Source organism: Streptococcus vulneris (genome assembly GCF_019218685.1).
GTDB lineage: Bacteria > Bacillota > Bacilli > Lactobacillales > Streptococcaceae > Streptococcus > Streptococcus vulneris.
On sequence record NZ_JAHUZC010000007.1, the window covers coordinates 91998 to 111020 of the forward strand.

The 19023-nt window shown below is 42.0% G+C and carries 13 protein-coding genes and 10 tRNA genes; 1 reads left to right on the forward strand and 22 read right to left on the reverse strand.

Features of this window, described 5'->3' with window-relative positions:
• Positions 1-47 precede the first annotated feature (47 nt).
• The 4 genes from KUA57_RS06140 to tgt form a co-directional block, all read right to left on the reverse strand.
• Positions 48-4439 carry a PolC-type DNA polymerase III gene (locus tag KUA57_RS06140; protein ID WP_218493867.1) on the reverse strand — a complete coding sequence of 1464 codons (4392 nt, stop codon included), beginning with the start codon at positions 4437-4439 and terminating at the stop codon, positions 48-50.
• Between the two features lie 314 nt (positions 4440-4753).
• Entirely contained in the window at positions 4754-5905 is a 1152-nt protein-coding gene (gene nagA / locus KUA57_RS06145) for an N-acetylglucosamine-6-phosphate deacetylase (RefSeq protein WP_061864481.1), read from the reverse strand.
• A 151-nt stretch (positions 5906-6056) separates the two neighbouring features.
• On the reverse strand, positions 6057-7874 hold the full coding sequence (locus tag KUA57_RS06150; protein WP_125447671.1) for an acyltransferase family protein: 1818 nt from the start codon (positions 7872-7874) through the stop codon (positions 6057-6059).
• A gap of 100 nt (positions 7875-7974) precedes the next feature.
• Positions 7975-9117: a tRNA guanosine(34) transglycosylase Tgt gene (gene tgt, locus KUA57_RS06155; RefSeq protein WP_061864480.1), complete on the reverse strand. Its 1143-nt coding sequence runs from the start codon at positions 9115-9117 to the stop codon at positions 7975-7977.
• 116 nt (positions 9118-9233) lie between these two features.
• Here tgt and KUA57_RS06160 point away from each other — a divergent pair, with 116 nt between their 5' ends.
• Complete coding sequence (locus tag KUA57_RS06160; RefSeq protein ID WP_061864479.1) at positions 9234-10091, forward strand: DUF975 family protein; 858 nt, start codon at positions 9234-9236, stop codon at positions 10089-10091.
• Positions 10092-10117: 26 nt separating this feature from the next.
• On the opposite strand, the gene pcp is transcribed toward KUA57_RS06160, so the two are convergent.
• The 18 genes from pcp to KUA57_RS06250 form a co-directional block, all read right to left on the reverse strand.
• Positions 10118-10762, reverse strand: a complete 645-nt coding sequence (gene pcp / locus KUA57_RS06165; protein WP_061864478.1) for a pyroglutamyl-peptidase I — start codon at positions 10760-10762, stop codon at positions 10118-10120.
• 113 nt (positions 10763-10875) lie between these two features.
• Complete coding sequence (locus tag KUA57_RS06170; protein WP_061759602.1) at positions 10876-11238, reverse strand: DUF1304 domain-containing protein; 363 nt, start codon at positions 11236-11238, stop codon at positions 10876-10878.
• A gap of 10 nt (positions 11239-11248) precedes the next feature.
• Positions 11249-11674, reverse strand: a complete 426-nt coding sequence (locus KUA57_RS06175; protein ID WP_050243374.1) for a MarR family winged helix-turn-helix transcriptional regulator — start codon at positions 11672-11674, stop codon at positions 11249-11251.
• Positions 11675-11984: 310 nt separating this feature from the next.
• Positions 11985-13097 carry a LysM peptidoglycan-binding domain-containing protein gene (locus tag KUA57_RS06180; protein WP_004263316.1) on the reverse strand — a complete coding sequence of 371 codons (1113 nt, stop codon included), beginning with the start codon at positions 13095-13097 and terminating at the stop codon, positions 11985-11987.
• Positions 13098-13262: 165 nt separating this feature from the next.
• Positions 13263-13883 carry an HAD family hydrolase gene (locus KUA57_RS06185; RefSeq protein ID WP_061864476.1) on the reverse strand — a complete coding sequence of 207 codons (621 nt, stop codon included), beginning with the start codon at positions 13881-13883 and terminating at the stop codon, positions 13263-13265.
• A 3-nt stretch (positions 13884-13886) separates the two neighbouring features.
• The gene (locus KUA57_RS06190) at positions 13887-15167 is read right to left on the reverse strand and encodes an MATE family efflux transporter (protein WP_125447668.1); all 1281 of its coding nucleotides are present in this window, start codon (positions 15165-15167) and stop codon (positions 13887-13889) included.
• A gap of 60 nt (positions 15168-15227) precedes the next feature.
• Entirely contained in the window at positions 15228-16712 is a 1485-nt protein-coding gene (gene thrC, locus KUA57_RS06195; RefSeq protein WP_004263325.1) for a threonine synthase, read from the reverse strand.
• Positions 16713-16787: 75 nt separating this feature from the next.
• Positions 16788-18065 carry a glutamate-cysteine ligase family protein gene (locus KUA57_RS06200; protein WP_004263327.1) on the reverse strand — a complete coding sequence of 426 codons (1278 nt, stop codon included), beginning with the start codon at positions 18063-18065 and terminating at the stop codon, positions 16788-16790.
• 107 nt (positions 18066-18172) lie between these two features.
• A tRNA-Leu gene (locus KUA57_RS06205) sits at positions 18173-18256 on the reverse strand.
• 9 nt (positions 18257-18265) lie between these two features.
• A tRNA-Gln gene (locus KUA57_RS06210) sits at positions 18266-18337 on the reverse strand.
• Positions 18338-18350: 13 nt separating this feature from the next.
• A tRNA-His gene (locus KUA57_RS06215) sits at positions 18351-18423 on the reverse strand.
• A 14-nt stretch (positions 18424-18437) separates the two neighbouring features.
• Positions 18438-18508 (reverse strand) — tRNA-Trp (locus KUA57_RS06220).
• Between the two features lie 11 nt (positions 18509-18519).
• Positions 18520-18600, reverse strand: a tRNA-Tyr gene (locus KUA57_RS06225).
• A 13-nt stretch (positions 18601-18613) separates the two neighbouring features.
• Positions 18614-18686 (reverse strand) — tRNA-Phe (locus KUA57_RS06230).
• A 3-nt stretch (positions 18687-18689) separates the two neighbouring features.
• Positions 18690-18763 (reverse strand) — tRNA-Met (locus KUA57_RS06235).
• A 10-nt stretch (positions 18764-18773) separates the two neighbouring features.
• Positions 18774-18863, reverse strand: a tRNA-Ser gene (locus tag KUA57_RS06240).
• Positions 18864-18867: 4 nt separating this feature from the next.
• Positions 18868-18939 (reverse strand) — tRNA-Glu (locus KUA57_RS06245).
• A gap of 8 nt (positions 18940-18947) precedes the next feature.
• Positions 18948-19021, reverse strand: a tRNA-Ile gene (locus KUA57_RS06250).
• Between the last annotated feature and the right edge of the window lie 2 nt (positions 19022-19023).

Consider the following 19023-nt stretch of genomic DNA (forward strand, 5'->3'; position numbering starts at 1 on the left):
AAATCAAGTGGACATATTTTGTCCACTTGATCAAAATAAGCAATTTTTTAAAACAACTCATCAAACAAACTCAACTGGTTATCCTCTGGCATATTTCCAAGAATCCCCATTTCATCCATCTTTTCAACCAAGGTTGATGAGAGTCCACCACGTTTGCGGAGTTCTGTTTTAGAGAGGAATTCTCCCTCTTCACGCGCTCGCACCAACTGCTTAGCAACGTTCTCTCCCAGACCATCCATAGCGACAAATGGTGGAATCAGTGTATCTCCGTCAATGATGAATTCAGTCGCATCACTACGGTAGAGGTCTAACTTCCCAAACTTGAAGCCACGCTCCCACATCTCATTGACAATCTCAAGAGTTGTATAGAGATCGATCTCCACATTAGAGGCTTCATTGTTCTTCCGTTTTTCAGAGATTTCTTCCATTCTGCGCTTGATAGCCTCCAAGCCCGCCCCCATGGTCTTGATATCAAAAGCCTTAGCACGGATTGAGAAATAAGCACAGTAGTAATAAATGGGATGATGAACCTTGAAGTAAGCTACTCGCAAGGCCATCATAACGTAGGCTGCCGCATGGGCCTTAGGGAACATATACTTAATTTTCCCACAGGACTCGATATACCACTCTGGCACCTTATTAGCCTTCATGGCTTCAATGTAGCCATTGCGTTCCTCTTCGGAAATCTTGAGCCACAAGCCCTTACGTACCCGTTCCATGATGGTAAAGGCCATCTTAGGTTCCAGACCAGCATGCATGAGGTAAACCATGATGTCGTCTCGACAACCGATAACGGTTGATAGGTCAGCAATCCCTTGCTTAATCAGATCTTGAGCATTGCCCAGCCAAACGTCGGTACCGTGGGACAACCCTGACAACTGAAGCAATTCTGCAAAAGTCGTCGGATGGGTTTCATCGACCATCCCTCGGACAAAGTTGGTCCCAAACTCAGGAATCCCCAGCATGCCCGTAGGCGTTCCGATTTGCTCAGGTGTCACTCCTAGCACATCAGTCCCAGAAAAGAGAGCCATAACTCCCTCATCATCCATTGGGATTTCATTAGGATCAATCCCAGATAAATCTTGAAGTTTCCGAATCATTGTCGGATCATCATGTCCCAGTACATCAAGTTTGAGGACGTTCTCATCGATATCATGGAAGTTAAAGTGAGTGGTCTGCCATTCAGCCGTCACGTCATCTGCTGGATACTGGACAGGCGTAAAATCATAGACATCCATGTAGTTAGGAATAACAACGATTCCCCCTGGGTGTTGTCCTGTCGTTCGTTTGACACCAGCAGCTCCCTGGGCTAGACGTTCCACCTCTGCATCACGATAAAACTTGCCATAATCTCGCTCATAGCCCTTGACAAATCCATAAGCGGTCTTGGCAGCCACCGTACCAACCGTTCCTGCACGGAAGGCATATTCCTCACCAAAGATATCACGCACATCCAAGTGGGCGCTAGGTTGATCTTCTCCCGAGAAGTTCAAGTCAATATCGGGAACCTTATCTCCATCAAAACCAAGGAAGGTCTCAAACGGAATATCCTGCCCATTTTTGCTGAGTTTGTGACCACAGTTCGGACAGTCCTTATTGGGCATATCAAAACCTGAACCATAAGAACCATCCGTGATAAACTCACTGTACTGACACTGACCACAGACATAGTGAGGAGAGAGAGGATTGACCTCTGTAATCCCAATCATGGTCGCAACGAAACTAGATCCGACAGATCCTCGAGAACCTACCAAGTAACCCCGTTCATTGGAACGTTGCACCAGCATCTGGGAAGCCAGATAAATCACGGCAAATCCATTCCCCAGAATAGAAGTTAATTCTTTTTCAATCCGCAAATCGACAATATCTGGCAGTGGATTTCCATAAATCTCAAAAGCTTTCTTATAGGTCAACTCAGCAACTGTTTCTTCAGCCTTGTCGATGAAAGGCGTGTACAAGTCACCTTTTACAACTTCAACAGGTTCAAAGGTTTCTGCCAAGGCATTGGTGTTTTCAATAACCAGTTTACGTGCCAGTTCCTCTCCCAAGAAGGCAAATTCATCCAACATTTCATTGGTCGTTCTAAAATGAGCCTTGGGAAGTGGTGCTGGTTGGGCATGTTCGCCATGACCAATAGTCCGGTTAATCATAGCCCCCTGTCCTAAACTACGGACGATAATTTCACGATAAATTTCTTCTTCCGGTTCGATATAGTGGACATTTCCCGTAGCCAGAACGGGCTTGCCAAGGCGGTCTCCAACCTCTATCAAACTCTTGATAATGGTCTGGAGTTCCTCCATATCCTTGACCTGCTCCTTAGCAATCAAGGGAGCATAGATAGCTGGTGGCATAACCTCGATAAAGTCATAATACTTGGCCACCTCAACCGCCTCATCCACACCTTGGGAAACGACTGCATCAAAAACTTCACCTTCAGAGCAAGCTGAACCTAAAATCAAACCTTCCCGATGGGCATCTAGAACTGTTCTCGGAATCCGTGGCACTCCTTCAAAGTACTTAGTATCAGACAAGGAAACCAGCTTAAAGATATTTTTTAGCCCCACCTGATTCTTGACATAGATGGTCGCATGCTTGATCCGAGCTTTTTTATAAGAATCTGGACTAATCAAATCAATGTTGAGTCTAGCTAGATCGGTCACACCATGTTTTTCTGCCACCTCTTTGATAAAGATAAAGAGCAGACGACCAGTCGCTTCCGCATCGTAGTTGGCCATGTGGTGATGTTCCAAAGCCACACCAAAACGCTTGGTCAAAGGCCCCAAACCATGACGTTTATACTCAGGATAGAGATTTCTAGCAAACTCCAGCGTATCAATAACTGGCTGACTAATCTTTGGCAGACCATGACGCTCATAGTTGGCATTCATAAATCCAACGTCAAAGGTAGCATTGTGGGCAACTAAGACCGTATCCTTGCAGAATTCTTGGAATTCTTGCAAAACTTGTTCCAGTGGTTTGGCATTTTTGACATGGTCATCTGTAATTCCAGTCAACTCAGTAGTAAAAGCTGACAAGGGATGTCCAGGATTGATAAATTCATCAAATTCGGCAATAACATTCCCCTTGTACATCTTAGAGGCCGCAACCTGAATCAAATCATTATAGATAGCTGAAAGCCCCGTCGTTTCCACGTCAAAGACCACGTAGGTAGCTTCTGATAAGTCCATCTCCACTTCGTTGTAGACGATAGGGACACGGTCCTCCACGATATTGGCTTCCATACCATAAATTAGCTGGATTCCTGCTTTCTTAGCCGCTTTATAGCCGTGTGGGAAGGATTGAACATTCCCGTGGTCAGTGATAGCAACTGCTTTGTGTCCCCACTTAGCAGCTGTCGCAACGATTTCTTCAACCTCTGGGAGAGCATCCATGGTCGACATGTTAGTATGAGCATGAAACTCAACCCGCCGTTCTCCTTCTGGCATTAAATCCTTCCGCTCATAGTGAACAACTTCCTGCACATCCTGCACGTTCATCGTCAAATCGCGTGTGAAGTTATTCATCTCCACATTCCCACGAACTCGGAGCCAAGAATTTTTCTTAATTAGATCAAACTTCTGAGCCTCTTCCTCGTTCTTAACCCACTTTTGCATCGAAAAACTTGAAGTGTAGTCCGTCATTTTAAAGTTGATCAAAACACGCCCTGTTCTGGTCACTTTTTGCTCCACATCAAAAACAACCCCTTCGAAGACTAGACGATTTTCCTCCGTCGTCACTTCGATCATAGGAGTAATCTCTGCCTTATCTAGCTTGGGTTTAGCTGCAGCTTTTTTGGCTTGAAAATCAAAGGCTGGTTTCTCTTCTGCTGGAGGAGGTGCCATCTGTTCTAGTTGTTCTATAGCACGGAGCGCTTCCTCATTGGCAGCTTGAACAATCTGCTCATTTTCAGCATGAAAGGCCTCTTCCTGCTCTTGGGTCAGCACATCATTTTTCTCTACTTGACAAGTAAAAGTTGGAAAACCAAACTTTTCAAGTTGTTTGGCTAAATTAGGAAGATGATTCTTCTTAAAATGTTCCTTATCAATCGCCTCAGAACCCTCAATAAAGAGTTGATTTCCCTCAGCACGAACTTGCAAATTCTGATAAAGAGATTTAAAACCTTGACTAGTACATGGGCCTTCAGAGAAAGCCTCCCTATAGTAGGACTGCAAGAGTTGATTTGAAAATTCTTGAGACAGAGCCTTGATTTCAAAAATTGCTTTATTCCCTGTCTTAGAAAATTCTTCCCTCAAACCTTTCTTTAATTCTAAAAAGATTTCAATCGGTAAAATATTAGAAAATACGAAATGAAACTCCCATACCTTACTAATTTTATGAACCACAACTCGCTCAATATCGGCCTGTGCTAAAGCAGGAGCCTGTCTCATTTCAGCAGGCATCCCCAGTTGATTCATCAAAATTTCAAAACTATTTGACATTCATTTTCCTCACATTATTCTCCTACTATTTTACCATACTTAGAGGTGTTTTCTAAAGACAAAAGGAAGCCACTTTAAGACAACAAAGAATTTCCTTATTTGTATTCTTACTACTCATTTAAGGAAATTAAAAAATCTTCATAACAGTACTCCCCAAAAAAAGTTAGATGAATAATTTACCTAGTGAATTTAGTTCTGTTTTACACATAACGAAAACACCCCGAAAGTTAGGCGAAAAAAATCTAACTTTTGGGGTGCAATTTATTCTTTATAAAACCTGAAAAGAAATCAGTCTTTAACTTCTGCTTTCTATCTTATGCTTGATAACGTTTCACGCCATCTAGGTAGGTTGCTACCAATTCTAAATCTTTATCTAGTACGATAAAGTCCGCGTCATAGCCTTCACGGATTTGACCACAGACATCGTCAATATGAACAGATTTTGCTGGGTTGAAGCTGGCCATCATAACTGCTTCGTGTGGAGAGGCAATGTTCCAGTCAACCACATTTTTCAAACCGTCTTTGAGTTTGAGAATAGAACCTGCCAAGTTACCTGTCGATTTGAGACGAGCAGTTCCATTTGCAACGACAACTGGAAATTCTCCCAACATGTAGTCGCCGTCTTCCAATCCACCCGCTGTCATACAGTCTGTGATAAGGGCAATATTTTCAGTTCCTTTTTGTTTGATAAGAATTTCGCAGGCTTTTGGATCTACGTGATGGCCGTCACAGATCAACTCTGCATAGGTATGTGGCAATTGGTACATGGCTCCAACCATACCCAGTTCGCGGTGAGTCAAGCCACGCATGCCATTGTAGGCGTGTACCCAAACACTCGCTCCAGCATCGACTGCTTTTTTAGCTTCATCAAAAGTCGCGTTTGAGTGCCCAAGAGCAACCGTCACACCTTCTCCAGTGATAGTCCGTACAAAGTCTTCTACACCTTCACGCTCTGGCGCAAGAGCAATTTTATTAAGCAAGCCATTAGCTGCTTTTTGCCAAGCACGAAACTCATCCATGCGAGGATCTTTCATGTAGGCAGGGTTTTGAGCCCCCTTGTATTTCTCTGTGAAATAAGGCCCTTCGAAATAGATTCCACGAATCTTGGCTCCACTTGCTTCCTGGTAACGAGCACCGATATTTTCAGTTACCGCGAGTAATTGCTCATAAGTTGATGTCAAAGTGGTTGGCAAGAAGCTCGTTACCCCCATGCTGAGGAGTCCTTCACTCATGGTATGAAGGGTTCCTTCGATATTATTATCCATAACATCCACACCGCCAAATCCATGAATGTGGGTATCTACAAGTCCTGGAGCAATGCTATAACCTGTATAGTCAATAATCTCAGCTCCCTCAGGAATCTGCTCGACATGTTTTCCAAACTTGCCGTCCACAAGTTCCAAGTAACCACCACGACGCACTCCGTGTGGGTAGAAAAACTGATCCGCTTTAATATAGTTAGGCATAATGTTAACCTCCTTAAAAGATTGATTCTACAATTTATTATGTCAATTACATTATAAACCTTTCTTTTTTATTTGTAAATGGTATAGACCTATTTTCTAGAGATATTTTAAAAGAGCTGGATTTCTCCAACTCTTCTCTTTTTAATACAAGTTATTTTGATTTAACTGGCTTGTCTTGAGCTGTTTGCAAGGCTGTAGCAATGGTATCTGCATACAATTTTGCTCCTGCTTCAATTTTACTGTTGTCACTTCCAAAATGGACTTGGTCTGTTCCAGTCCAAATTTCTGGATGTTCCTTAGCAACTTGATTCCAATCTGCTATCGTGATGTAAGGTGTCTTCTCTGCCAATTCTCTCATATAGGCAGCCTCTTTCTCAACGATTGCATAGGTCTCTTTTGTCTTATCTCCTTCATAAGGAGTCACCAAAACCATATGGTGGCCCTTAGGAAGATTTTTCACGATGCTATCCCAATCTTCCTTGTAATTTTCAGGATTATTTACCCCAGTTGCAATAACCACCATCTTTGGTAGAAATTTATTCTGGCTATTATTTAGCATGATTTCATTGGCAGTCTTGGTTGTTCTGCTGACTTGTGCATTAATCTGTGCTCCAGGAAGGGCTGTCTGCAAAGCTGTATTAGCTCTTAGCGCTACCGAATCACCAATTAACATAGTGCCATCAGCAATTCCTAAACTATCAGCTTCTGCTCGTTCTGTCATCACCTTGGTCTGGCTAATATTTGTTGCAGCTTGCTTCAAGCCATTGACAGTTAAGTCTGTCTCAAAAGCTCCCACTTGTGGCGCCATCAAAGTCACTAAAAAGACAATGAAGGCCAAGATTCCTGTACTTGCTGCAAGGATTGCGTGAATATGAGGCAGGGGACGAAGAGTTTGTAGAATAGGTGTGTCCTTTCCTGCAATCCAAGGTTCCAACACATAAAATGAAAGACTGGCGAATCCATAAGAAAAAATCAAAGTCAGTAACACAGCAAAAAGATTTGATGTCAACTGTGAGAAAATAATGTAGAAAGGCCAATGGAAAAGATAAACCGCATAGCTAGTATCCGCTAAAAAGCTGATCATCTTTGGCTCCTGCACGTTAGGAGTCTTTTCATGTAAGACACGCGCCGCCAAAATCATAGCAAGGGCTGCAAGGCTGGCAAGCAAGAAGCCCATAAGATAGGTAAAGAGATAGGTAAATTTGACAAAGAAGGTCAAAATGAGTAAGAATCCAAAACCTCCCCCAAAAACTAAAAGGGTCTTGCGTAAATCCCAGATTTTATCCAATTGCTTAACTAGGGAAGTCGTCTGACGAACGCCTACGATAGTTGCTAACACACTTCCCAAAAAGAATGGATAAACATGAGTTAAACTGGAGAAGTAAACAGAGGAATAAGAGGTTACTAGAAAACTACCAATAAACATGGAGAAGAAGCTGATCAAGAAGGCAGCAGCAGACAAGAGAAAGACCATCCCCCTCAACTGACCATTTGATTTAGCCTGTTTAGATAAGAACCAAACTGCCAATCCCCAGAGGATATAGTAGTGAACCTCAACAGCCAAGCTCCAATTATGAACAAACAAATGTGGAATGAACTGAGATTCATAACTCCCACCTGTTAGGAGCTCATAGAAGTTGGTCATGAAGCCTAAAACACCCGCAATCTGACCCCCAATTCCAGCCACATAATCTTGGCGAACTAGAAAAGTAAAGGGCATGGTTACCAAGACCATCAAAACCACAGGTGGCACAATCCGATAAAAGCGTCTCCTAAAAAATCCTATCAAGTCAATCTCATGATTTTTAGAAAATTCTTCGATGAGTAGAGCCGTAATCAGGAAGCCTGAAAACGTGAAAAAGACATCTACCCCGAAAAATCCTCCAGGAAAGATCGTCTGAAAGAAATGATACAAGAGTACCAGTAGTAAACCTGTAATCCTAATCAAGGAAAACCATTTAATGCGCATACGAGTTTATTCTCCCTTTCATTATACACTTTATTCTATCAAAAAAAGAAGAAAAATCCCAAGAGAAAACTTAGGATTTTTAGCTTATATCAATTCCAGTTTAAAAATTACGGCCTGACTTATTATAGCCATATTTTTCAACAAAATACTCACGGAATTCCAAGAGATTGTCATCCATGATGGCTTGTCGCACTTGCTTCATCAGGTTAAGCAAGAAGTAAAGATTGTGGTAGCTAGTCAAGCGGATACCGAAGGTTTCATCAGCCTTGAGCAGGTGACGAAGATAAGCGCGTGTATAGTTCTTACATGTGTAGCAATCACACTCAGGATCCAACGGCGTAAAGTCCTCAGCAAACTGGGCATTTTTGACAACCAAACGCCCCTGACTAGTCATACAAGTCCCATTACGAGCGATACGAGTCGGCAAGACACAGTCAAACATATCCACCCCACGAATCACCCCATCAATCAAGCTATCTGGCGCTCCCACACCCATCAAATAGCGAGGTTTGTTTTCAGGCAACAATTGGGTTGTAAAGTCCAAGACCGCATTCATCTCTTCGTGGGTTTCTCCCACTGCTAAGCCACCGATAGAGTAGCCTAGGAAATCCATGCTGACAAGGTCATGAGCCGATTGGCGACGCAGGTCTTCAAATCCAGCCCCCTGCACAATTCCAAATAACCCTTGGTCATGTGGACGACGGTGAGCCTTCAAACCACGCTCAGCCCAACGGCTTGTACGCTCGATTGATTTCTTAACGTAGTCGTATGGTTGATAAAACTGAGGACATTCGTCAAAGGACATCATAATATCTGAGCCTAGATTGTTCTGAATAGAAATGGCTTTTTCTGGTGACAAGAACATCTTAGAGCCATTGAGATGGTTTTTAAAAGTTACCCCTTCTTCTGTGATATTTCGGCTATCTGCTAGAGAATAAACCTGGAAACCACCACTATCTGTCAAGATAGGCTGGTCCCAATTCATGAACTTGTGGAGACCACCTGCGCGAGCGATGAGTTCATCTCCAGGACGAAGCCAGAGATGATAGGTGTTTGACAGGATAATTCCCGAACCCATCTCCTTCAATTCTTCAGGCGACTGAGTTTTGACAGTGGCTTGTGTCCCAACTGGCATAAACATAGGTGTTGGGAAGGTACCGTGGGGAGTGATGATTTCTCCCAGACGAGCTCCTGTGTGTTTTTCTTTCTTAATCAAACGATATTTGATTGGTGAATCTGACATTTTTTACCTCCGAAGCTGGGAAAGACAGTCCCAGTTCATACTTTGTGCCCAAGGGCATACTGTATGATTTTATCAAAAAAAGTAGGAACTGTCACGAACTATGGTATAATGAGAGAATGAAATACCCAAAAATTGATTTAAAAACCGTTCGTCTGCAAGCCAGACAATTTCAGGCTGAAAATCCCCGCCTCTTTCTCGTCTATCTCTTACCTAGCATGCTGGTCATTTTGTCTGGCTTCCTCAATCCCTTAGAGCGCATCAACGAGAGTGTTTTAGAACAACCCTTTTTAAGCGTACTTAGTCATGTATTCCAGGCCTACCTTTTTCCACTATTAGTCTCCTTTATCGGAACAATACTTCTAACCAGTTCCGTCTATACAACGCTGAAACTCATCAAGAATCCCGATACAGAACTATCCATCAAAAATAGTATCACTCTCTTTAACGAAGAGCACTTTTCACAAACCTTTTTGACTCTCCTTCTCAAACGCTTCTATCTCTTCTTATGGAGTATTCCTAGTTTGCTTGGGATTTACTTCCTCTTTTACAGTAGCTTTCTAGCAAAGAAATTCGTTGAAATCCATCCTGAATTTCCTAATCTGGATCTCTCGTCAATTGAAACCGAGCGTTTCCTCTTGACCTTTGGTCTTTACTTTCTAGCAAGTATCCTCTTGATGATTGTCGGAAATAGTCTCTATATTCCACAATACTATGCCTATTCGCAGGTAGAATTTCTCCTCTGTGACACCCTAGACTTAGGACAAGCCAAACCAGGACAAATCCTAAAAACCAGCCGTTTCTTAATGAAAGGTTACAAATTTCAGCGCTTTATTCTAGACCTACAACTCCTTCCTTGGTACTTCCTCAATTGGATTACTTTTGGGATTGCTAGTTTCTCACTCCTACCCTACATTCAAATTAATAAAATGATTTTTTACCGAGCAGTATTGGCTCGAAAACGTCCAAAAGCTTGAAGGTTGTTCCCTCAAGCTTTTTTCTATCAATGAGTTTCTCCGCCTATCAACTTGAGGTCCTGTTCTCCATGTTCTATAATGGCGCCGATTGCCACTTCTATCCCTCGCCTAATATCCACTAAACTCATAGCTGGAGTGGTCGGTCGATTCACCACCTGTTCCATCATATAAGGAATATGCATAAAACCTGCCTTAACATGTAGAAATTCCCTTTCTACCAAATAGAGGACTTGATACATCAAATGATTGCAGACAAAAGTCCCTGCCGTATTGGAAACAGAGGCCGGCAATCCCTCTTTTTTTATAGCTTGAACCATCGCTTTAATCGGTAGACTACTAAAGTAGGCCGGAGCACCGTCTAGTCGAATGGGAAGGTCAATCGGTTGATTACCCTCATTATCAGGAATCCGTGCATCATCTTGATTAATAGCCACTCGCTCAGGTGTCAAGCTGGTTCTTCCACCTGCTTGGCCGATACAAAGGATAAAGTCAGGTTGATAACGGTTCATCTCTTCTTCCAATACTTGAGCCGATTTGTGAAAGACTGTCGGTACTTCTAGCCAACGAACCTCCGCACCATGGATTTCAGCTGGTAAACCTTTAATGGCCTCCAAAGCTGGATTGACCTTTTCCCCTCCAAAGGGCTCAAAACCTGTCACTAATACTTTCATTTCTAACTCCTTACAAATTATTTCATGAAACACTTTTCTTAAAGACAAGTATAACATATTTCCCTTATTCTGGAGTGAAAAGGACTAGCGAGACTAGGATTGACCTTTTGAGTCTATTTAAAAAGTAAAATGCTGATCAAGGCTAAAATAGCTGGTCCACCTTGCTTCAAAATAATTTTCTTGTCTGCTGTCAGAGAGCCATAAGCCGCAGCCCCAATCACAAATAAGACAAAAATAGTCACAATTTCTAAATTCTGTGAAAAATAAATGCCATACAAGAGAAAGACTCCTAGCAGAGCATTATAAATCCCTTGATTTTTAAACAATGAGCTTACTGACGGACGAGCCAGTTCTTCCTTGTCCATATTAAAGACACGACCAGTTACTTCTGATTGCGTTGCAATACTTTCCAAATAAAAAATGTAAAAATGCTCCAAAGCAACAATCGTTGCTAAAATGAGTGTAATAATTGACATCTATTTCTCCTTAAATTTCTATATTTTCAATACCCAAAACCAATTTATTTAATAAACGGCTGAGTTCTGTTCTTTCAGACTCTGTTAAGATACTTTCCATCTCTTGCTTAACCTTGATATGCTGCAGAGGTGGATTCACCACTAACTGCTCCTTGGCATACTTCGTAGCTTCTACCAACACTTCCCGCTGATTTTCAGGATTGCGATGACGCTCCACCAAACCTTCCTTTTCCAGAATTTTGAAATGTCGGGTCAAAGCAGCCTGATCAATCTTCAAACGCTCCTGAACCGCTATTTGATTACAAGGGGAATGCTTCAACAAAAATAATAAAATTTGATACCGTGTCAAACTAATCCCAAGTCTTTTTTCAAACAATTGCGTACTCGCTTGCTCAGACAAGCGGAGTTGATAAAGCAGATCTTGAATCTCTATCACTTCTTTCTCCTTTTTGTTGATTTATCAATAGTTGATTAATCAAGTGTAATACAAAGTAAAATAGATTGCAAGAATGTTGCTTCAATCATTACAAAATGGTAACTTCCATTTTCCATTCATATTGATACTCAATGAAAATCAAAGAGAAAACTAGGAAGCTAACCGCAGGCTCTACTTGAGTACGACAAGGCGAAACTGATGTGGTTTGAAGAGATTTTCGAAGAGTATGACAAAGAAAAAAACGAACGAGAATCGCTTCCTATCACGAAAGCTAAATCTCATTCGTCAAAATAATATTACAAAGTCTGATTTATCCATTCATTGAAACGTGAACGTGATCATAGTGATTTTCTGTCACGCTACCACGGTCCGGCATTGGGTTCCAAGTGTTAGCTGGCCCATATTTGCTATCGAATGGAGCATAGAAACGTTGTTTCCAAATAATGTAACTAATTCCACGGCTGGCCATATTTTGAATAGCGTATTCCGCAATCTTATCCCCTAGTTCTGAGCTTTCTGGTACCATAAAGTCGATAGCCAAACCTTTTCCGTGATCTCCACTGTCTCCTGGACGGTAACCACTAAAGGATGTGATGCCAAACAAGTTGGCAATTTCTTCTTTAAAGGCAGCTGTTTGTGGTTGAAGGCCTGCATTTTCAGCTTTCGCTACCGCAAGTCCAGCATAATCGGGCGCTGCTGGAGCTGCGTAAGTTGCTGAAGTTGTTTCGGCTACCTTTTCTTCTACTGGTGTTGTAGTTGCTTCTACTGCTGATTCAGCTTGAGTGCTTGCTTGAGTTTCATCTTTCTCAGCTGGAGTCGTTGCCTGAGGAGCTGCTTCTGCAACTGCACTACTTGTTTCGGCTGTTTGCTCCTCTGGGACAGAAGTTCCTGTAGATGGTGTCACTTCTTCTGAAACAGTCACTGTATCTGTAACTTCTGAACTTGTTGCTACTTCTTTTATACTTGTATTTTCTACCTCTTTTGGCGCTTCTGCAATCGGTTGAGAAAGGTCTGCAACCTGAACAGTTTGATCATCAACCGTCACTTGATTGGTTGTCAAATCTGCTGTCGCAGTTGTCACTTCGTCACCAGAAGCTGCTTGAGGAGTTTGGATTTCGACTTCTGTTACTTCTTCTGCTTCATTGACGGTCGTTGTCAAAATAGTTTCTGGGAAAATCAAGTCCATATTCGTGATTTTATTCAAATTCGCAAGAACTGTGACATCTACACCCAAGGCCTCTGCAATGGTGCTCAAGGTATCACCATACTGAACGGTATAACTTGTTTTGTTGTCCGTTTTAGTCAAATCGTTTTGGATTTGCTCAACACTACGTGCAGTCCAAAGAACTTCTTCTGCTTGAGTTGCCAATACTGGGGCAAATGACAAGGCTACTGTTGAGGCTAATAATATTCTTTTCTTCATTCTTTCAAATTCCTTTCAAATGAGTACCTGTCTATCATAACACAAAAAATGCAGAAAAAAAGCCCTCTCGGGCCTATTTAACAGAACTGTCTATTCCTTGTAACAAACTCGATTACTTGAAATAGTTTGTTAGGTCTCTGTCACAAAACTGACACAATATTTTTATCACTTAACCTTAAAAATAAGAGGAATATCTGCTAACGCTTGAATCCTGTAATTGCCTTCATAAGACGACTCTAAAAAGTTGATACTTTGAATTCCACTATTCTGGGCAAATTCCACATCCAGAGTCCGATCCCCTATATAATAGGTCTTCTCAGAATCCAACTGATACTTGCCTAACAGATAGGTAGCCGCTTCTGAACTTGGCTTCCGCGCAAAGCCACTCTGACTTGTTAAAATCTCTGTAAAATAAGATTCCAAACCCAAGTCTCTTAGAATGGTAAAAGCATTATCTCCTTTATGAGTGTAGACAAACTGTTGAATTCCTACTTGGTCTGCCCAAGACAACACTTCACGCGCACCTGGCATCAAAACTACCTGAGCATTCTTCTCAGCCAGACTCTGGGCACGGACTTGATTGAGCACTTCCACATCCAGATTTCTATCTTCTGCTACCCGCACAAGCAAATCTTGCACCGAATACTTGAGGATATACTCTCTCACCTGCTCCTTATCATAAGGAATAGAAAACTGAGCAAAAGTTTCCTCAATCCCTGACAAAATCGCTTCGTAAGAGTCCAATAAAGTCCCGTCTAAATCCCAAATAAAAGCTGTTTTTTTCATTTCCTATCCTTTCAAGCTCATATAATGCTGGTAACGGTAACGTAGAAATAACCAACGAAAACCATTATCCAAAAGGGTTCCGGCCCAAATACCGGGCAAGCCCCAACCAAGCACAATCCCCATCAGATATCCTGTTCCAATGCGGATACACCACATTCCTATACTTGTCGCATAAAAGGGAAGCCGAGCATTGCCCAAACCCTGCCAGACTGCTGTATAGATGACTGTTCCTATCGTCATAGGAGTACCAAGTAGTGAAAAAAGTGTCACTAGAACACTAGCCTCCACCGCTAGAGAATCAGTCGTATAGAGATGAGTTAGTGGTATACCCAAGACATAGATACTAAAGGTCAAGGGTAACATGAGGACCAGAGAGAGCCAAAAGGCTTGTTTACTCAACTTATCTACTCTATTCCAATTATCCTCTCCAACTGCTCGAGCTACCAGCATGACCGTTGCCGTAGCAACTCCAAAAGCAGGCATATAGTTAAACTGGGTCAAGACTTCTCCGACTGCATTTCCAGCCACCGCCTCCGTTCCAAAAGAAACAACCAAGGCAATGATCACGACATCTCCAGCCCGCATCATGAGCCGCTCTCCAGCTGCTGGCAAAGCTAAGGTCAATAGTTCCTTATCTAAACCAAAAGTCGGTTTCTCAACAGGCAACTTTAATTGCGACCATAAAATCACAAGACCTACCAAACGAGACAGAATTGTCCCCCAAGCAACACCAGCTATCCCCATATCCAGAACAAAAATAGCTAGACTGGAAAAGAGAATATTCAAGGCATTGGATAAAAAACTAACATAGAGGGGCAAACGTGGATTATGCGTTGCACGAATCAAGGCTCCCAGACTCGTCATCAATCCCAAAAGAACAATCGACCCGCCTACCAAAGATAGGTAGAGTCCTCCACTTTCGGTCACAGCCTGTTCAGTCCCCAAAAGTCCTATCATCTCTTGTCCAGCGAAGATAGACAAAGTTCCTAAAAGGAAACTTAATAGTAAAGTAATCTTCAACGCCTCAGTCACATGATAGGCTAGCATAGATTGATCCTTCTGCCCCAAACTTTTTGAAACAACACTGGAAATAGCAGCTCCCAGAGCGATGAAAATCGCCTGATAAATCGTGATAATATTGCCAGCTACTGAAACACCTGAAATAGCTATCAATCCTAAATGAGCAACCAAATAACTATCCACCATCCCTATGAGCATCTGCAAAAAGTTTTCGCCCATAGCTGGTAAGGCAATATTAAGAATGTCTTTATTTTTCTTAAACAATCCTTCCTCCTGATGAAAAGAAACTCAGTTGGTTTCCCAACCGAGTTTACTCCCTCTGTCTTAAAGTTCTAGATAAGCCTCAACCGCTGCTTGCATGTCAGCAGCCGCCACAGTTGTCTTATGACGAACTAGAGCTGTTTCAAGCCCATCAACTGCAGGTGGCACAGCCACTCCTGAGATTTCATGTAGTTGAGCTAAGGCTTCAAAGTCAGTCAAGCCAACTTTCCCAGTTACAGCTTCTACTGCAACCACTGGGAACTTGTATGGACTAGCTGTTGAAGCAATCACCGTCTTAGTCACATCGCCAGTAGCCGCTTGGTATTTTCTATAAACTGCTGAGGCAACCGCCGTATGTGGATCCTCGATATAAGAATCTGACTCATAAACACGCTTGATTTCTGCCACTGTTTCTTCCTCAGTCGCATATTCAGCTGCAAAGAGGTTAAGAATCTCTGCATCAAAGTCTGTCAACTCATATTGTCCTTGCTTGTTCAAGGCATTCATGAGTTCAGCTGTCTTAACTGCATCATTACCCAAAAGATGGAAAATCAAACGCTCCAAGTTTGAAGATACCAAGATATCCATAGATGGACTAGTTGTTACTTTAAACTCACGTTTCTTGTCGTAAACACGTGTCTTGAAGAAGTCTGTCAAGACATTGTTATCATTTGAAGCACAGATTAATTTACCAACTGGAAGACCAATTTGTTTAGCATAAAAGGCAGCCAAGATATTTCCAAAGTTTCCTGTTGGTACTGTGAAGTTAACCTTTTCACCAGCCACAATTTCACCAGTCTTAACCAACTGAGCGTAGGCATAAACATAGTAGACAATTTGTGGCACCAAACGGCCAATATTCATAGAGTTAGCCGATGAAAATTGCAACTTGTTGGCTGCCAACTTCTCACGAAGAGCCACATCGTTAAACATGTGCTTCACATTTGTTTGCGCATCGTCAAAGTTACCATCAATAGCAATAACATGAGTATTGTCGCCAGTCTGAGTGGTCATTTGCAACTCTTGAACCTTGCTGACACCATCCTTTGGATAAAAGACGATAATCTCAGTACCAGGTACATCTGCAAATCCTGCCATAGCAGCTTTACCAGTATCACCAGATGTCGCTGTTAAGATGACAATCTTGTTCTCCAAACCATGCTTCTTAGCAGCTGTTGTCATAAAGTATGGCAAGATAGACAAGGCCATATCCTTAAAGGCAATTGTTGAACCATGGAAAAGTTCCAAGTTATATTGTCCGTCTAATTTCACTAATGGCGCGATAGTTGGAGTATCAAATTTGCTATCGTAGGCATTGTTGATACAGTAGTCCAACTCCTCAGCTGTAAAGTCATCTAAAAATGCTGACAAAACTAACTTAGCAACTTCCTGATAAGAAGCATCTTTCAATTTGTCAAAGTCCAAATCTACCTTTGGATAAGTAACCGGTGTAAACAAACCACCGTCCGTCGCCAAACCTTGTAAAATAGCTTGGCTGGCAGTTACTGTATTGTTAGCATTACGCGTTGATTGATAAACTAATGTCATTACTCTCTATCCTTTATCTATAGTCTTTTCCATTATATCATGATTTTTCAGAAAATTCTCCCTTTGTAAAAGAAATTATAGTCCAAATTCTTTCTTCAAAGGCTCTAAATAAATCATTTCTTGTTTATTTCTCATCTTCAGGCCTTCCTCAGCTAGCAAGAGTAAGTCTTTTGAAAACTCTATAATCGCAGTTTTCTCCTCATCTGTTAGCTTTTTCTTAGAAAATTGCCGCCTTAAAGACTTATAATTTCTCCCAAATGCTTTAAAGAAAGGTGCGATTTCTAAGTAAGATTCAAGTTTCTCTAAATTAACTAATAATCCCAAGTGAAAAGCTGCAGAAGCAAAAGTCCTATCAAGTGGCTGTGTACACACACTACGAAACTCAATTGTTCCTCGAATCGTTAAGTCTTGGTACTGATAACTGCGATGAGTTTCAAAATCCTTCTCTTGAGGATAAATAATAATCTCATCCCCATTAAGTGCATATGCTTGGATTTCAGGTGTAGGCAAATAGTCCCTTGCCTGAATGGGATAAAAATAATAGGTTTGTTCATCACGTTCCGCAGTAAAAATTGCAGAATGATCTAGATAATCAAAAAAATCAGCTTCATCATTAAAAAGTCTAGCATTGACACCAACATTCTCTGGATAGATACCATGCATCGATTCTTCCCAAAAAATATCTCTTGAGATTTTTGTATCCCAATCCGCACCTGTAAACTCAGAGTTTGCAAATAAATAAGCCTTAGCCCCTTCAATTTGGGTAAAAGCATTAATCACTCGTAAGTAGTTAGACTTTGAAACATCCAACTGAACCTGACTCCCACAAATAAACGCTCCGTATTCAGGGAATTGATGTAAGTTTGATTTAGTCACATTTCTACTCAAATTCAAATAGTCCATCAACATCTGATAGCGTGGGTAAGCCACTGGACAATTCTCATTTATATCCCAGTTAGGATGAATACCGCAGCCAACGATAGCATGATTTGATTCAGCTAACTTCTTCTGGATTGCTTCCATATAAATACTAAAACGTTTTTTAACTTCTTGTATCGTTTCAGCCTTACCAAATGCAAACTCAATTGTAGTATAGGAAACTTCAAATAAAATAGCATCATGACTTACTGTATCCACTAACTGAATAGGAGTTCCAAAATCATCTACCTTTTCAACAGTAAAATCAAAAGAAGAAACTAAATATCGGAATAAGTGCTTGATAACTTCAACATTTGTAGCATCCCCTTCCAAGTTTACAACAGGATATTCCAACTCAATCCCAACAAACAATTCAGGATTTTCTTTAATATTTTTCAAATACCGATGTTTTAATAAATCGATAGAACGAGACATACTTCCCTACACTTTCATAATCTAAATAAAATTTGAATAACTATTATTATAGCAAAAATAATATAAAAAAGGAACGAAGATTTACAACGTTCCTTAACTCTATACTATACCGGCGGCCGGGGTCGAACCGGCACGTCCTTGCGGACACTGGATTTTGAGTCCAGCGCGTCTGCCAATTCCGCCACGCCGGCAAATAGTAACTGGGGTAGCTGGATTCGAACCAACGCATGAGGGAGTCAAAGTCCCTTGCCTTACCGCTTGGCTATACCCCAATAATATAAAATAGGCGAGTGATGGGGATCGAACCCACGCATGCCAGAGCCACAATCTGGTGTGTTAACCACTTCACCACACCCGCCATAATTTTATTAACACGGGCAGTAGGAATTGAACCCACACTGAAGGTTTTGGAGACCTTAGTTCTACCTTTAAACTATGCCCGTAACTAAAGTAATGGAAGGGGAGGGATTCGAACCCCCGAACCCGAAGGAGCGGATTTACAGTCCGCCGCGTTTAGCCTCTTCGCTACCCTTCCGAAAAATATATAATGGCGCGAGACGGAATCGAACCGCCGACACATGGAGCTTCAATCCATTGCTCTACCAACTGAGCTACCGAGCCTTATTGCGGGAGCAGGATTTGAACCTACGACCTTCGGGTTATGAGCCCGACGAGCTACCGAGCTGCTCCATCCCGCGTTAATACAAAAGGAGGATGTGGGATTCGAACCCACGCACGCTTTTACACGCCTGACGGTTTTCAAGACCGTTCCCTTCAGCCGGACTTGGGTAATCCTCCAAAATAGTCCGTACGGGATTCGAACCCGTGTTACCGCCGTGAAAAGGCGGTGTCTTAACCCCTTGACCAACGGACCAAACTTTATGGGCACGAGTGGACTCGAACCACCGACCTCACGCTTATCAGGCGTGCGCTCTAACCACCTGAGCTACGCGCCCAA

Coding starts and splice junctions, on each gene's coding strand:
- KUA57_RS06140 (WP_218493867.1), bottom strand. CDS start 4,439: ATGTCAAATAGTTTTGAAATTTTGATGAATCAACTGGGGATGCCTGCT.
- nagA (WP_061864481.1), bottom strand. CDS start 5,905: ATGCCTAACTATATTAAAGCGGATCAGTTTTTCTACCCACACGGAGTG.
- KUA57_RS06150 (WP_125447671.1), bottom strand. CDS start 7,874: ATGCGCATTAAATGGTTTTCCTTGATTAGGATTACAGGTTTACTACTG.
- tgt (WP_061864480.1), bottom strand. CDS start 9,117: ATGTCAGATTCACCAATCAAATATCGTTTGATTAAGAAAGAAAAACAC.
- KUA57_RS06160 (WP_061864479.1), top strand. CDS start 9,234: ATGAAATACCCAAAAATTGATTTAAAAACCGTTCGTCTGCAAGCCAGA.
- pcp (WP_061864478.1), bottom strand. CDS start 10,762: ATGAAAGTATTAGTGACAGGTTTTGAGCCCTTTGGAGGGGAAAAGGTC.
- KUA57_RS06170 (WP_061759602.1), bottom strand. CDS start 11,238: ATGTCAATTATTACACTCATTTTAGCAACGATTGTTGCTTTGGAGCAT.
- KUA57_RS06180 (WP_004263316.1), bottom strand. CDS start 13,097: ATGAAGAAAAGAATATTATTAGCCTCAACAGTAGCCTTGTCATTTGCC.
- KUA57_RS06185 (WP_061864476.1), bottom strand. CDS start 13,883: ATGAAAAAAACAGCTTTTATTTGGGATTTAGACGGGACTTTATTGGAC.
- thrC (WP_004263325.1), bottom strand. CDS start 16,712: ATGACATTAGTTTATCAATCAACGCGTAATGCTAACAATACAGTAACT.
- KUA57_RS06200 (WP_004263327.1), bottom strand. CDS start 18,065: ATGTCTCGTTCTATCGATTTATTAAAACATCGGTATTTGAAAAATATT.